The organism is Aeribacillus sp. FSL k6-2211 (genome assembly GCF_037966125.1).
GTDB lineage: Bacteria > Bacillota > Bacilli > Bacillales > Aeribacillaceae > Aeribacillus > Aeribacillus composti.
In genome coordinates this window covers 3963209-3978278 of the sequence record NZ_CP150190.1, presented here as the reverse complement: position 1 = coordinate 3978278, position 15070 = coordinate 3963209, and the positions used below count along the sequence as shown (strand labels likewise).

Annotated in this window: 12 protein-coding genes and 1 riboswitch; of the genes, 9 read left to right on the top strand and 3 right to left on the bottom strand. The window is 40.6% G+C overall.

Annotated elements, in window-relative coordinates:
* Window positions 1-38 precede the first annotated feature (38 nt).
* Window positions 39-698 carry a thiamine phosphate synthase gene (gene thiE / locus NSU19_RS19085; protein ID WP_339198064.1) on the top strand — a complete coding sequence of 220 codons (660 nt, stop codon included), beginning with the start codon at window positions 39-41 and terminating at the stop codon, window positions 696-698.
* A 203-nt stretch (window positions 699-901) separates the two neighbouring features.
* Here thiE and metE read toward each other — a convergent pair whose 3' ends face one another.
* Together metE and NSU19_RS19075 are read right to left on the bottom strand one after the other, a co-directional pair.
* Window positions 902-3184 carry a 5-methyltetrahydropteroyltriglutamate--homocysteine S-methyltransferase gene (gene metE / locus NSU19_RS19080; RefSeq protein WP_339198061.1) on the bottom strand — a complete coding sequence of 761 codons (2283 nt, stop codon included), beginning with the start codon at window positions 3182-3184 and terminating at the stop codon, window positions 902-904.
* Between the two features lie 150 nt (window positions 3185-3334).
* Window positions 3335-3534, bottom strand: a riboswitch (cobalamin riboswitch).
* 186 nt (window positions 3535-3720) lie between these two features.
* Window positions 3721-5307 (bottom strand): BCCT family transporter, encoded by a 1587-nt coding sequence (locus NSU19_RS19075; RefSeq protein ID WP_339193631.1) that lies wholly within the window; start codon window positions 5305-5307, stop codon window positions 3721-3723.
* A 262-nt stretch (window positions 5308-5569) separates the two neighbouring features.
* On the opposite strand from NSU19_RS19075, the gene nfsA reads away from it, so the two are divergent.
* From nfsA to NSU19_RS19045, 6 genes are all read left to right on the top strand, one after another.
* Window positions 5570-6319 carry an oxygen-insensitive NADPH nitroreductase gene (nfsA, locus tag NSU19_RS19070; RefSeq protein ID WP_339193629.1) on the top strand — a complete coding sequence of 250 codons (750 nt, stop codon included), beginning with the start codon at window positions 5570-5572 and terminating at the stop codon, window positions 6317-6319.
* A gap of 466 nt (window positions 6320-6785) precedes the next feature.
* Window positions 6786-7748 carry a cytochrome aa3 quinol oxidase subunit II gene (qoxA, locus tag NSU19_RS19065; protein ID WP_339198058.1) on the top strand — a complete coding sequence of 321 codons (963 nt, stop codon included), beginning with the start codon at window positions 6786-6788 and terminating at the stop codon, window positions 7746-7748.
* A 68-nt stretch (window positions 7749-7816) separates the two neighbouring features.
* Entirely contained in the window at window positions 7817-9712 is a 1896-nt protein-coding gene (gene qoxB, locus NSU19_RS19060; RefSeq protein WP_232515722.1) for a cytochrome aa3 quinol oxidase subunit I, read from the top strand.
* Between the two features lies 1 nt (window position 9713).
* Window positions 9714-10328 (top strand): cytochrome aa3 quinol oxidase subunit III, encoded by a 615-nt coding sequence (gene qoxC / locus NSU19_RS19055; protein ID WP_063389078.1) that lies wholly within the window; start codon window positions 9714-9716, stop codon window positions 10326-10328.
* 1 nt (window position 10329) lies between these two features.
* Entirely contained in the window at window positions 10330-10635 is a 306-nt protein-coding gene (qoxD, locus tag NSU19_RS19050; RefSeq protein ID WP_063389077.1) for a cytochrome aa3 quinol oxidase subunit IV, read from the top strand.
* Window positions 10636-11129: 494 nt separating this feature from the next.
* Window positions 11130-11831, top strand: a complete 702-nt coding sequence (locus NSU19_RS19045) for an RNA methyltransferase (protein WP_327856162.1) — start codon at window positions 11130-11132, stop codon at window positions 11829-11831.
* Window positions 11832-11872: 41 nt separating this feature from the next.
* On the opposite strand, the gene NSU19_RS19040 is transcribed toward NSU19_RS19045, so the two are convergent.
* Window positions 11873-12154 (bottom strand): biotin/lipoyl-binding protein, encoded by a 282-nt coding sequence (locus NSU19_RS19040; RefSeq protein ID WP_235600486.1) that lies wholly within the window; start codon window positions 12152-12154, stop codon window positions 11873-11875.
* A 293-nt stretch (window positions 12155-12447) separates the two neighbouring features.
* Here NSU19_RS19040 and NSU19_RS19035 point away from each other — a divergent pair, with 293 nt between their 5' ends.
* Together NSU19_RS19035 and NSU19_RS19030 are read left to right on the top strand one after the other, a co-directional pair.
* Window positions 12448-13278, top strand: a complete 831-nt coding sequence (locus NSU19_RS19035; RefSeq protein ID WP_339198053.1) for a glycerophosphodiester phosphodiesterase family protein — start codon at window positions 12448-12450, stop codon at window positions 13276-13278.
* Between the two features lie 310 nt (window positions 13279-13588).
* Complete coding sequence (locus NSU19_RS19030; RefSeq protein ID WP_066251373.1) at window positions 13589-15055, top strand: nicotinate phosphoribosyltransferase; 1467 nt, start codon at window positions 13589-13591, stop codon at window positions 15053-15055.
* Window positions 15056-15070 lie beyond the last annotated feature (15 nt).

The window sequence follows — 15070 nt, the reverse complement described above, 5'->3', positions numbered from 1 at the left end:
AATTTTTTTGGAAAATCTCAATACGCAGGTGATGGATTATGCCGAAAGTGACAGCAGATGAACTGCGAAAGCTTTTAAAAGTGTATTTTATTATGGGCAGTGTAAATTGCAAGAAAAATCCTCTTGATGTGCTTGAAGAAGCGATAGCGGGGGGGATTACCATCTTCCAGTACCGCGAAAAAGGAACAGGCGCATTAACGGGCGAGGACAAGCTAAAGCTCGGAAAAGAACTGCAAAAAATATGCCAAAAACATCAAATTCCTTTTATTGTAAACGATGATGTTGATCTGGCTTTGAAACTTGATGCGGATGGCGTTCATATCGGTCAGGAGGATGAATCAGCCGAAATTGTCCGCCAAAAAATTGGCGATAAAATTTTAGGAGTGTCGGCTCATACGTTTGAGGAAGCGGAAAGAGCCATTGCGCAAGGCGCAGACTATATCGGCGTCGGCCCCATTTTTTCGACGAAGACGAAAGAAGACGCCAAAAAAGCGCAAGGTCCGCAAATCATTTCCAGCATGCGCAACCAAGGCATTGCGATTCCGATCGTCGGCATCGGCGGCATCAACAGTGAAAATGCCGGACAAGTCGTTGCAAACGGAGCCGACGGCGTCGCCGTCATATCCGCCATAAGTTATGCGGACGATGTCAAGAAGAGTGCGGCAAAATTGAAACAGACTGTAGAATCATTTTTTTAGGAACAATCATTCGCAAATGGCGTGCAAAATCAAAAGAGGCGCCTTAATCCGGGCGCCTTTTGTTTATGTTTGGAGAAAACTGTGTTCAATGATGGTTGCGCTATTTTTCATACAGCGAAAGTCATCGTTGAATTGTGCGGTCTTTATCCTTTCTAAGGAACATCTGAAACGGTGTCAGCAAATGTACCTTTTGCTTAATAGGATCAAATTTGTTTTGCGGCGATGGCTTGCCGATACGCTTTTGTCGCTTCCACCATGATTTTGAGTGCATTGACAGTTTCGGTGACCGCTCTTGTTTTTAAACCACAATCAGGATTCACCCAGAACTGATGTACATCGAGTACTTTTAATGCACGGTCGATATTTTCGGTTATTTCTTGGACGGAAGGTATACGCGGGCTGTGGATGTCATAAACGCCCAAACCGATTTCCCGTTTATATTGGTACTTTTCAAAAGCATGAACAAGTTCTCCGTGGCTGCGGGACGATTCAATCGAGATAACGTCTGCATCAAGCTTATCGATCGCTTCCATCATATCTTCAAACTGGGAATAGCACATATGAGTATGAATTTGTGTTTCCGGTTTGACGGAGCTGGTGGCAAGTTTGAAAGCTTCGACGGCGTTTTCGATGTATTGATTTTGCTTCGATCTTTTTAACGGCAGCCCTTCACGGATAGCAGGTTCATCAACTTGAATCATTCCTATGCCGTTTTTCTCCAGAGCTAATACTTCTTCGCGGATGGCAAGGGCAATCTGGCGAAGAACGTCCGCATAGCTAATGTCATCACGGACAAAAGACCAGTTTAAGATGGTGACAGGTCCAGTCAGCATTCCTTTTACAGGTTTGTCCGTCAATGATTGGGCATAGACGCTTTCTTTGACGGTCATCGGCTGATCAAAGGCAACGTCGCCATAAATGATCGGCGGTCTGACGCAGCGTGAACCGTAAGATTGCACCCAGCCGTTTTTGGTAACAGCAATTCCTTTTAGTTTTTCTCCGAAATATTCCACCATGTCCGTTCGTTCAAATTCCCCGTGGACCAATACATCAAGTTCAAGCTGTTCCTGAATATCAATCCATTTTTTGATTTCATCTTTGATAATAGACTCATATTGCTCGTTTGTGTATTCGCCTTTCCGCCATTTTAAACGGGTTTGGCGGATTTCTTTCGTTTGCGGAAAGCTGCCGATCGTTGTTGTCGGTAGAATTGGCAAGTTCCATCTATTTTTATGCAGCTTGCGCCGAACAGAAAAGTCCACACGGTTCGTCGGGTAGGATTCAATCTTGGCGGCTGCCTCTTGCACGTTTCGGTTTGTCCGAAAATCAGAATTCATAAATTGCGTGTAATAACGGTCATCGTATCGTAAATCGCTTATACTTAATTCACCTTTTGCATATTGTGTCAGCTGATGGACTTCACTTAATTTTTCGTCTGCAAAGGAGAGAGCATTTTTTAAAATTTCCGGCAATTCGTGTTCATTTTTTACGGTAACCGGCACATGGAGCAAGCTGCAGGAAGGTTGAATGATCAATCGATCAACATCAACATGCTGAGCGAGAAAATCAATTTTGCTTGCTTTTTCTTCTAATGATGCCCTCCATATGTTGCGGCCGCTGATTAAACCGGCAGCCAATATTTTGTCTTTTGGAAACCCGAATTTTTGGATGTTTGCACTGTTGGCTCCCCCATCATGTACAAAATCAAGACCGATAGCAGCAACAGGCAATGAAACGATATGTTGATAGTGAGAAAGACTTTCAAAATAAGTTTGCAACAGTATGTTCAAAGATGGATTCGCTTCGTGAAAAGCTTCATACACTTCTTTAAACAACGGAATCAATGACTCATCAATTTCCTGAACGAGAACAGGCTCATCGATTTGCACCCACTTTGCGCCTGCTTGATGCAACTCTGTCAACAATTGAATATAAACTGGGATGAAAGCAGATAAATGCTTATAAAAATCTCGTTTTTCATATTTTTTCGCCAGCATTAAAAAAGTAATCGGCCCTAAAACAACAGGTTTTGTCTCAATATTTAGTTCGTCTTTTGCTTCATTGTAAAGCTTGAGCAGACGGTTTTCCAAAAAAGCAGGCGGCTTATTTTCCAGTTCCGGAACGATATAATGATAATTTGTATCAAACCATTTTGTCATTTCTAAAGCCTCGGCTTCTTCGGATCCCCTTGCCATTGCGAAATATGTTTTGATGGAACGGGGATCCATATGCTGGAACCTCGAAGGAATATATCCAAACATGAAAGCAGTATCGAGAACGTGGTCATAAAACGAAAAATCTCCTATGGGAATCAGCTCAATTCCGCTTTCATGCTGTTTCTTTAAGTTGGAAAGACGGATCTTTTTCAACGTTTCCAGTAAGCTGCTTTCAGAAATGTCTCCATTCCAAAATAATTCCAAAGCTTTTTTCCATTCCCGGCGTTCGCCAATTCGCGGATAGCCAAGATTTGAACTAATGGCTGCCATTACGAAAACCTCCCATTTGATTTTTGCTCAACACAATAAAAAAGCCCTCTTTACGCTAATAAAAGAGGGACTGGATATCCTAGCTCGTGTTGAGGCACCCAAATGGTTTCAACATGAACATGGCTTCTCACTCCTCCCTATGACGCGTAGGTCGTAGTGCATACAACAGGCAGGTCTCCTGACTTAGGTTCAACGCTTTTGATCTCCTTCCCATTTCTCTGGCAGAAACAGTGGCTGATGATCAAAAGCTCCCCATCACAGTGGCGCGACCGTGTTGGAATTTCACCAAACTTCCCTTTTAAGCGCATATTGCGGCTGCAATATGACGCACCTGTTGCTGGTACACATATGAAACTATAATTATCAGAATAGAGGATTTTTTTTTATTTTTCAACACCACATTTGCAATTAAAAAGAAAAATTTTTTAGGAAAGTAGATGGCTTGCGATTTCTTCCGCTTTACATGACAAAAACCCGCCAGAACATAAAGGTTTTCTGCGGGTCTTTACAGCGGTTGGGATTTTTCCGGAAAACAGTTATTTCGAGAGAAGGTTTCTTTTCACGCCTTTCTTTTTAGGATACATTTTAAATAATTGAGATTTACTGGAATAAAAATCTTGGTTTGCCGCTTTGATAAAAGAACCGGCTAAAAGGACAAAAATAAACAACAAAGGGAAACCGCCAATAATGCTAACAGTCTGCAATGTGGACAATCCGCCGAGGTACATTAAAATAAGCGGCAAAACGGAAAGAGCAAAAGCCCAAAATAAACGGTTCCATCGCAAAGGTTCATCGGCAACTTCTTTTTGGACAACAGATGCTAAAATATAAGAGCTTGAATCAAACGTTGTTGCTAAAAAGATCACGGCAAGCACAGTAAATACGGCAATCACAATGTTGCTTAACGGCAATTGTTTCAATATTCCGATAATGGCTGCTGATCCGCCATGTTCATCTAATGTAGCTGTTACATGGTATTGGCCTGTCAGTTCTAAAAATAATCCAAAGTTTCCTAAAATCCCAAAAAAGAGAATGCAGCCGAGCGTTCCATATACTACTGTTCCGAGCGTCATTTCGCGGACAGTGCGTCCTTTTGAAATTTTAGCGACGAACAAGCCGACAAATGGAGCGTACACGAGCCACCAAGCCCAATAAAATACCGTCCATGATTCCGGAAAGCCTGTTCGTTCAAACGGTCCTAAACTGTTAAAAGGTTCAGTCCATAAAGACATCCGCATGTAATGATCAAGCATGATGCCGATGCTGTTGACGGCCGTTTCCGCCAGAAAGACGGTCGGGCCGGCAAGGAAGACAAACACCAACAATAATACGGCAAGCCATAGGTTGATGTCGCTCAAAATTTTAATGCCTTTCCGCAAACCGGAGTAAGCGCTTGCTGCGAAGATCAATGTACAAATAAGCAAAACCACTGTTTGGAGTGTCATCGAAGGTTCGATGCCGGAAAGTTCATGAATTCCTTCTGTAATGAGCGGCGTCCCTAAAGCGAGTGTCGTTCCAGCTCCGCCCAGCAAACCAAACATAAACAAGACATCAATGATTTTGCCTATTGGTCCATCTGCTTTTTTGCCAATGAGAGGCCGGCACGCTTCGCTTACTTTTAACACCGGTTTTTTCTTTACATAATAGAAATAGCTGATTGGCAGGGCAGGGAGGCAATAGATGGCCCATGCCGTCGGTCCCCAATGAAAAATTCCATATGCGGCCGCCCATTCAACGGCTTCTTTTGATCTAGGTTCGATGCCAAATGGAGGTCCCGTATAGTAGTAAGCCCATTCAATCGTTCCCCAATAAAGAACACTTGATCCAATTCCAGCGCAAAAAAGCATAGCTGCCCAAGATAATGTCGGAAACTCAGCCTTTTCTAAAGGATCCCCCAGTTTGATTTTTCCGTATCGGCTAAAAGAAACATAAAGAATAAAAATCAATACTGCTGCACCCATGATTAAATACAATATTCCAAATTTTTGTGTTAAAAAGCTGCTGGCAGCTAATACAATGGCTTCGCCTTGTTCAGGGAATACTGCTAATGGAGCGGCTACAATTAACAGCAAAAGCAGCGCCCCGATAAAGGTCGGCCAATCCATAATGTTTCGATTCTTCATCAAATCCCCCTTTAAAAAAGATTACATTTTATTATATCTTTAAACAAAATTGATAGAAAGTTTAATTTTTCAGATTAATTTGTCGTAATAAGCTTTTTTATTCAATTTATTTTATTTTTTATAAGAAATCCTTATAAATGCTCTCGATTACGGCCAAATCCTTACGTTTCACATTTTGCTTGGCCGAAAAACAAAATCGATGAAATGGGCGTCTAAAAAAGTTAAACTTTGAGAAAAGAATATAAAAGAAAGGATGATGATGATGAATAAAGTGATCGAAACCATTTTAAACCATCGATCCGTTCGAAAATTTGAAGATCGGCCGCTTACGGATGAACAAATACGCTTAATTGTGGAATGTGCCCAATCGGCCTCGACTTCAAGTTACATACAAGCTTACTCAATCATTGGGGTGAAAAATCCGGAAACGAAAAAAAAACTTGCGGAACTGGCGGGGAACCAAGACTATGTGGAAAAAAGCGGCCATTTATTTGTTTTTTGCGCAGATCTGCACCGGCACGAACTAATAGGCGAAATGGAAGATAAAGACGTGACGGTATCCTTGGAAAGCACAGAAAAATTTATGGTTGCGCTTATTGATGCGGCATTGGCCGCGCAAAATGCTGCATTAGCCGCTGAGTCCATGGGGCTTGGCATTTGTTATATTGGCGGAATTCGCAACAATTTAGAGGATGTTTCGGCGCTGCTAAAAGTTCCTGATCGGGTCATCCCGCTTTTTGCCATAACGGTCGGCTATCCGGCCGTTGATACCGGAAAAAAACCCCGATTGCCTTTACATCATGTTTATCATGAGGAAGAATATGAGCAAAACGAAGAAATATATAAACAGGGGCTTCTTGAATATAATCAAATAGTATCCAAATATTATGAAAAACGTACAAATGGTGTCCGCAAAGATACTTGGACAGGGCAAATGGCTCGCGCTCTTTCAAATCCGGTGAGAATGTATATGAAACAATTTGTGGAAAGAAAAGGCTATAACTTAAAATAATATGAACAGTTTCTTGCCAAGTTGTCTCTGTTGCGGTATGGACAAATTGTTTGATGAAATAAATGGAAATCAATTTTGGGAACATGGAAACAATGAGATTATCCGCTTTTGTTAAAAATGGATAGATTTAGAAATTAGCTGATTTTCCGATCGTATAGTATGTAGAAAACAAAAAGACCGATGTGTGCGAATAGAAAAACCGGGCGTTGATGTTTTTCGCCCGGTTTTTCTTATGCGTCTATTAGCAATAGAGGCAATCATTCCTTTCGATTCACATGATTTCCTGTTTTGTGTCGGATTGATGGCGATTTTTTTACAAAATTTTAATCTTTTATTGACTGTTTATTGAATTCAAGTTTTTTTACATAAATTTGTGATAAAGTTCACTTACAACAGATGATTTTTGTTTCAAAGTGAATGGTTGACGTTTTTTGGCACATTTTTGAAAATCCTAGGGGGGATCACAATGCCGGCCAAACCAAGTTGGCTGAAGTTGGTTATGAAAGTTTTGCCATTATCCGTTTTGCTCCTGCTATCAGGATGCAGCGAACGGTTTGTCTTATTAAATCCAAAGGGGCCGGTAGCGGCTGTTCAAAAAGATTTAATCCTTTGGTCTGTTGGATTTATGCTTTTGATTATTGTCGTCATTTTTTCATTGTTTGCGATTATTTTGTGGAAATACAGGGAAAGACCTGACAATATGGATTATGAACCGCCCGAACAGCATGGGAATACAGTGCTTGAAATTGTTTGGACGGCGATTCCTGTGTTGATTGTCATTGCTTTGGCGATACCAACGGTTAAGGCGACTTTTGAGCTTGAAAAACCGCCGAAGGAATCTAGAGGAGTTGAACCAATTGTCATTCATGCGACAGCAGCCGATTGGAAATGGATTTTCAGCTATCCGGAGGAAAATATTGAAACAGTCAATTATGTCAACATTCCAAAAGATGTTCCAGTTGAATTTAAATTGACAGCTGTCGGCGGGATGAGCGCTTTATGGATTCCAGAGTTGGGCGGACAAAAATATAATATGGCTGGAATGGGAATGACTCTTTATTTGCAGGCTGATCATGTCGGTACGTTTAAAGGGCGGAATTCAAATTTTACAGGAGAAGGATTTGCCCATCAAACATTTGATGTGAACGCAATGGAAAAAGAAGATTTTTATAAATGGGTGAAAGAAACACAAGCATCAGCTCCATTGCTGACGAAAAAACAATTTAACGAAATCATCCAAGTCGGAGTTTTAAAAGATAAATTGACTTTTTCTGGAACACACTTGGCGTGGGTTGATTTTGCGAAACCAGGTGAGCATTTAGACAATATCCCTGCAAAAGAAAAGCACGGTACCATAAAATTGGAGGAAGTTGAATCTGATCATCATGATAATCGTGAACATGAAAGCCATCAGCACGAAGGACATTAATCGGAAGGAAGGAGGAACGTGCTGTGAAATGGGATGAATTTTTCGTTACCGGCGAACCCCTTATATATATGGCGGATGCAGCCATTGTATTAACAATTATTGGTATCGTTTTTGTATTAACCTATTTTAAAAAATGGAAATGGCTGTGGAAAGAGTGGCTAACGACTGTTGACCATAAAAAAATAGGGATTATGTATATTATTTCCGCCGTATTAATGCTATTCCGAGGGGGCGTAGACGCACTTTTAATGCGCGCCCAATTGACAGTGCCAAATAATACGTTTTTAGATTCACAGCATTATAATGAAATTTTCACTACACATGGAACCATTATGATTTTATTTATGGCAATGCCGTTCATATTCGGGATCATGAACATTGCAGTTCCTCTCCAAATTGGAGCTAGAGATGTGGCGTTCCCGTATTTGAATGCACTCAGCTTCTGGACGTTTTTCTTTGGCGCCTTGCTGTTCAACATTTCATTTGTGATCGGCGGCTCACCGGATGCAGGGTGGACGGCATACATGCCTCTTGCTGGAAATGAACTCAGCCCGGGGCCGGGCCAAAATTATTATTTATTAGGATTGCAAATTTCAGGGATCGGTTCATTAATCTCCGGTATTAATTTCATTGTAACGATTCTAAAAATGAGAGCTCCTGGAATGACTTTAATGCGCATGCCGATGTTTACATGGGCAACACTTATTACGTCTATATTGGTTGTTTTCGCTTTTCCGGTATTGACGGTTGCTTTAGCATTAATGACGTTGGACAGAATATTTGGCACTCACTTTTTTACGCTTTCAGGCGATGGAGTGCCAATGCATTGGGCGAACCTGTTCTGGATTTGGGGGCACCCGGAAGTGTATATTGCCATTTTGCCAGCGTTTGGGGTTTTTTCGGAAGTTGTCTCAACGTTTGCAAGAAAACGTCTTTTCGGTTATACAGCCATGGTTTGGTCCATGGTGGCGATTTCTGTATTAAGTATGCTCGTTTGGGTGCACCACTTTTTCACAATGGGTTCAGGAGCCCCGGTTAATGCATTTTTCTCTGTATCGACGATGGCGATAGCCATACCGACAGGGGTAAAAATCTTTAACTGGCTCTTCACTTTATATAAAGGTCGAATCAAATTCACATCTGCGATGCTATGGTCTTTGGCGTTTATTCCAACTTTCGTCATCGGCGGGGTTACAGGTGTGATGCTTTCGATGGCTGCGGCCGATTACCAATATCATAATACGTATTTCCTTGTAGCCCATTTCCATAATACGTTAATTTGCGGTACGGTCTTTGCTGTCTTTGCAGCGCTTCATTATTGGTATCCGAAAATGTTTGGCGTCATTTTAAATGAAAAGCTCGGCAAAATTACGTTCTGGTTTTTCGTCCTTGGCTTTAATGTATGTTTCTTGCCGCAATATGTTTTAGGATTTATGGGCATGCCAAGAAGAATTTACACATATCCGGCAGATGCCGGCTGGACGGAATTAAACGTCATTTCGACTATTGGCGCAGTTATGATGGGAATCGGCTTTATCTTCCTGTGTATTAATGTTGTGTACACGTACTTTAAAGGCGAGCGTGACCTCACGGGAGATCCTTGGGATGGCCGGACGCTGGAATGGTCTATTCCGTCGCCTGCACCGCATTACAACTTTGCCGTAACACCGCAGGTAAAAGGTCTTGACGCTTGGTGGATGATGAAGAAGGAACGGAAAGAAGGAAAAGAAGAAGAGGAGCCGGAATATAAACCAATCCATATGCCATCAAATTCGGGGCGGCCTTTCATCATGTCGATCTTCTTCTTTATAGCCGGCTTCGGTTTAGTTTTCGAATGGATGCCGGTTGCGATCATCGGATTGATCGGCGTTATCATCTGCATGATTTTGCGCTCTTTTGAATATGATGATGGATACTATGTGCCGGTCGAAGAAATTAAACAGACGGAAGCAGGGAGGGAGTAACATGTCGGAAATTGCTCCAAAACAATCGAATCTTCCACTTGAGTATTCAACGAAACAAAATCAATTAAATATTTTAGGTTTTTGGATTTTTCTCGGGGCAGAGCTTGCCCTGTTTGCCACCCTCTTTGCTACGTATCTTGTGCTCGTCTCCAGAACAGCGGGCGGACCAGGTCCCGAGGAATTGTATGAATTGAAAACAGTTTTGATTGAAACTTTTCTTCTGCTTACAAGCAGCTTCACTTGCGGTCTTGCCGTTTATGAAATGCGAAGAGGCAAGCAAGCCGGTATGATCGGCTGGCTGATTGTTACGATATTGTTGGGAATCGGTTTTTTGTACTTTGAAATAGAAGAGTTCATTTTGTATGCTGTTCATGAAGGTGCAACAATGCAAACAAGCGCGTTCCTTTCATCCTTCTTCGCTCTTGTTGGAACGCACGGGCTTCATGTTACGATCGGGATATTTTGGATTTTGATTATCATTTTGCAGGTGCTGAAAAGAGGCCTTAACGCGGATACGGCAAGAAAAGTGTTTATTTCAAGTCTATATTGGCATTTCCTTGATGTCGTTTGGATTTTCCTCTTCACACTCGTCTATTTGACAGGGATGGTGAGTTAACTTGGCACAAAACGAAAAAGGATTTCCTTGGAAGCATGTCTTCGGGTTTTTGTTGTCCATAATATTGACGTTATTGGCGGTGTGGATTACATTTTCAACCGATCTGCCGACAAATACGATTATTACATTAATTGTCGTTTTAGCATTTTGCCAAGCGTTTATTCAGCTTTTGCTGTTCATGCATATGAAAGAAGGAGAGAGCGGTTCTTGGCAGGCAACAATGATTTATTACGGGATCTATATCGCAATTGTCATTGTTGCAGGGTCTATATGGGTTATGTCCTTAGGCCATCAACATCACTATTAACATAAGCGTCCCGAAAAAAGGTTACGAAACCTCTTTTCGGGATTTTTTTGTTCAAAACAAGCAATTGAGTGTTTTCCGTTTGTAAGCTGTGCATAAGTGGATAAGTTTATCAACAAATGTGAATTATTTAATCATATATGTAGTAGGGAACAAATGTGCCAATACGAAATGTGGATAGCTAATGTGGATATGTGGATAAAATATGTGTAAAAGCTGTTTATATTAGGGGGATTTCCTGTGAATATCCGTTGATATATACAAAGAAGCTTTGCGGAAATTCTCTTCTTTTAAAAAAACAAATTTTGATACTTTGTTGTTTTTGCCCAATGAGTACGAACGAAACAGTACAAAGATAATGTGGATAAACTGTTTATATTTAACCTGATCTATAACGTTTCCAGCTATAGGAGGTAGATTTTTTTTGGAGAAGACGTATAATAAATGAGAACGTTCGATCTTCTTGCCCGCACGTGCTTTCAAGGAGGTAAAGGGATGTGAATGTTAATAAAGAAAATAATATTGTGGAATTATTGCTGAAAGAGAAGATTGTAAATGATGAGGATCGCCAAATTCTTGATATGATTGTGCCGGAAAGGCTGAATCGTTTATATGAGGTATTGAAGGAACGGACTCGTTACGTATCCATATTGTTGGAAGCGGTGGATGACGGCCATAATCAAGCGGCTGTTCTTCGTTCTGCCGAAGCTTTTGGCGTGCAGAATGTAACGGTTGTCACCGGAAGAGCGCCTTTTGCCCCTAATGAATTGGTGACGAAAAGTGCAGACAAATGGCTGACAATTGATTATCAATCAGATATTAGTGCAGCCATCAGTCAATTAAAAAAGAAAGGATATCAAATATATGTTAGCCATTTGAGTGAACAGGCTGTTCCTCTTGAAAAGCTTGATGTAAGCAGACCGACTGTCCTTGTTTTTGGAAATGAACATAGCGGTGTTTCAAAAGAGGCGGTTGACATGGCTGACAGAACGTTTGTAATTCCTATGAAAGGATTTGTGCAAAGCTTAAACATTTCCGTTGCTGCTGCCTTGTCAATTAAACATATAACGGATCTTGCAAAGGGGAGAGCTGGCGCCGAGTATTATTTAACATTGGAAGAAAAACAGGAGATCTTTCGGGATTGGATGCTTAAATCGTTAAATAACCGGTTGAGAAAAATTGTTGCTCAATACAAGTAGCTATTACTGGACCCCTTTTTTCTTCTTAGGGGTCCTAATTCTTAATCGCTGCCAGTGACTATTAAATCTTCATCAATATATGCTAAGACTGCTCCAGGAATAACCCGATCTCCCTCTTTGACGAACAGCTTGTCAATGATTCCTCCAATACCGACGCTGATTTGGACAAGAGTACCCTCATCCGTTTGAATGGTAAACAACGGTTCCCATTCATAAATCCGGTTTTTTGCTTCGGTCATAATTTTTTTTATGACACCATAAAACGGACTTGTCACAATTTCTTTATTTCCCCATGTTTTTGTCATCACGTCTTTTCTAATCATCCCATCACTCTCCTTGAACTTAAGATTTTTTGCATAGGGCATAATCCGGGACAAAAGCGAAATGGGTGTTATGAAGAGGAGATTTGGCCAAAACTTCTCATCATGAGGTGCAGGCTGGAAACAATGGTGTGTTGTAAGATGCGTTAATTAAAAATTTTTTTATATTCTAAATACTATTCTATTCCAAAACGAAATATCCTGCAAAAGAAAAATAAAATTGTAAAAAAAATGTTATAAATTAATGTAAGTGATTATTATTTAGTATAAATCTAAAAAAACGGGGATGGTTATGCATGCTTGATTATGTTCGTTATTATGTTCACCGCTTTTTTTATAAAATATTTCATTTTCAAAAAGAGCCCAACAAAACAATTGCCGTCGCACACCGGGGAGCATCTGGATATGCTCCGGAAAACACATTTGCAGCCTTTGATCTCGCTATTGACATGAAGGCGGATTATTTAGAATTGGATGTACGGATGACGAAAGACGGGTTGCTCGCCGTTATTCATGATGAAACGATTGATCGTACAACAAACGGGTCAGGTTTAGTTAAAAATTTCACATATGAAGAACTAAAACAATTTGATGCTGGAGCCTGGTTTCATCGAAAATTTTCCGGAGAAAAAATACCCCTTTTATGCGATGTCCTTAAGAAATACAGGGGGAAGATCAATTTTTTAATAGAAGTTAAAGAACCGAAAAAGCAGTTCGGCATTGTAGAGAGGTTGGCAAAAGAACTGATCGAAAAAGGGGATCAGCAACTGAATGTGGTCGTTCAATCCTTTGATACCGCTTTTTTACAGGAATTCCACAGTGTCTTGCCGTCGATTTCTCTTGGAGTGCTCATCGGATATAGACATGGCGCTATTACGGAGGAGCATTTACAGCAATATGCAGCATTTGCGACATATATCAATCCGAATAAAGCGCTTGTAACCCCTAAATTAGTTTATATGATTCATCAGAGCGGCATGAAAATTATGCCTTATACAGCTAGAGATATACACGATATTCAACATTTGATGGCCATGAATGTCGATGGAATTATTACGGATTATCCCGATTATTTGACAAATTTGCCAAAATCACCCTCTCATAGTAAAAGAAGCAGGATTAGGTAATTTCGGCTTTTAAAATGGACACTAATTTTGGCAAATATTGAATGACGGTATAGAAAGGAGTACAATACGGTTAGTGCTTTCATAATATAATGGAGATTCGTCCTTGAGATTTGTTTCAACGATTAAGCCCGTTAGAAAGATCTGATAGATTGCAAGGAAGCTTGAAGGGGATGCCTGCTCTGAAAGGTTTCAAATTTTTGCTGAACAGGCTTCATCCATCTATCATCGCCGCTAGACACAAATGGGCCTCTTGGACATTTCAACATTCCGTATGGAACAGACAGCGATTAAATATTATGGGGGTTTCATGATGATGAAAATGTATAATGATGATAGTTTGATGCTCCATACCGATTTATACCAAATCAACATGGTCGAATCGTATTGGAGGGATGACATCCACCAAAAAAAGGCAGTTTTTGAGTTGTTTTTTAGAAGACTTCCTTTTGGGAGCGGTTACGCTGTTTTTGCCGGCCTGGAACGAATTATTGATTATATACAAAATTTCCGCTTCACAGAAGAGGACCTTGCTTATTTAAGGGAAGAGCTGAATTACAAAGAAGATTTTATCCGTTACTTGGAGAACCTTCGTTTTACCGGCACGATTCGGTCCATGAAAGAAGGAGAGCTTGTATTTGGAAATGAACCGATTTTGCGTGTGGAAGCCCCTCTAGGGGAAGCGCAGCTTATTGAAACAGCTCTTTTAAATATTGTGAACTATCAAACGCTTATCGCAACAAAGGCTTCAAGAATTAAACAAATTATTGGAAATGAATCAGCGCTTGAATTTGGAACAAGAAGAGCCCATGAGATGGATGCAGCTATTTGGGGAACCCGTGCAGCTTATATTGCCGGCTTTGATGGGACAAGCAATGTCCGAGCAGGGAAGATTTTCGGAATTCCTGTTTCCGGAACCCACGCACATGCATTTGTTCAAACGTATCGTGATGAATATGTTGCATTTTGTAAATATGCAAGTACTCATAAAGACTGCGTTTTTTTGGTGGATACATATGATACGCTTCGCTCCGGTGTTCCGAATGCCATTCGGGTTGCAAAAGAATTTGGCGATAAAATTAATTTTATCGGTATTCGCCTTGACAGCGGGGATTTGGCTTATCTATCCAAAAAAGCGAGAAAAATGCTTGATGATGCTGGTTTCCATAACGCAAAAATTATAGCTTCGAGCGATCTTGATGAACATACGATTGTAAATTTAAAAGCTGAAGGAGCGAAAATCGATGTGTGGGGAATTGGAACGAAGCTGATTACCGCCTACGACCAGCCTGCATTGGGAGCTGTGTACAAATTGGTTGCCATTGAAGGGGACGACGGCAAATTAGTCGATACAATAAAAATTTCATCAAATCCGGAAAAAGTGACAACACCAGGCTTGAAAAATGTATATCGAATTATCAACAACAAGGATAAGAGGGCTGAAGGAGATTATATTACATTACATTTTGAACAGCCGCAAAAAGAAAAGCGGCTGAAAATGTTCCATCCTGTCCATACATTTATCAAAAAATATGTAACCGATTTTACGGCAAAGGATTTGCATCACGATATTTTTGTTGATGGCGAGCTTACGTATGAATGTCCTTCATTGGAAGAAATCCGGTCATATGTAAAAGAAAATTTGGAGCTGTTATGGGATGAATATAAACGCATTTTAAATCCTGCCGAATACCCTGTTGATCTGAGCGAATTGTGCTGGGAAAATAAAATGAGAAATATTGAGGAAGTAAAGCAAAAAGTTAAAAATATGGATTATTAACATGAAAAGAGCCGA

Bases quoted from the DNA above. Each gene is read 5' to 3' on its own strand.
- thiE (WP_339198064.1), top strand. From the start codon at position 39: ATGCCGAAAGTGACAGCAGATGAACTGCGAAAGCTTTTAAAAGTGTAT.
- metE (WP_339198061.1), bottom strand. From the start codon at position 3,184: ATGGCAGCCATTAGTTCAAATCTTGGCTATCCGCGAATTGGCGAACGC.
- NSU19_RS19075 (WP_339193631.1), bottom strand. From the start codon at position 5,307: ATGAAGAATCGAAACATTATGGATTGGCCGACCTTTATCGGGGCGCTG.
- nfsA (WP_339193629.1), top strand. From the start codon at position 5,570: ATGAATAAAGTGATCGAAACCATTTTAAACCATCGATCCGTTCGAAAA.
- qoxA (WP_339198058.1), top strand. From the start codon at position 6,786: ATGCCGGCCAAACCAAGTTGGCTGAAGTTGGTTATGAAAGTTTTGCCA.
- qoxB (WP_232515722.1), top strand. From the start codon at position 7,817: ATGGCGGATGCAGCCATTGTATTAACAATTATTGGTATCGTTTTTGTA.
- qoxC (WP_063389078.1), top strand. From the start codon at position 9,714: ATGTCGGAAATTGCTCCAAAACAATCGAATCTTCCACTTGAGTATTCA.
- NSU19_RS19040 (WP_235600486.1), bottom strand. From the start codon at position 12,154: ATGATTAGAAAAGACGTGATGACAAAAACATGGGGAAATAAAGAAATT.
- NSU19_RS19035 (WP_339198053.1), top strand. From the start codon at position 12,448: ATGCTTGATTATGTTCGTTATTATGTTCACCGCTTTTTTTATAAAATA.
- NSU19_RS19030 (WP_066251373.1), top strand. From the start codon at position 13,589: ATGATGAAAATGTATAATGATGATAGTTTGATGCTCCATACCGATTTA.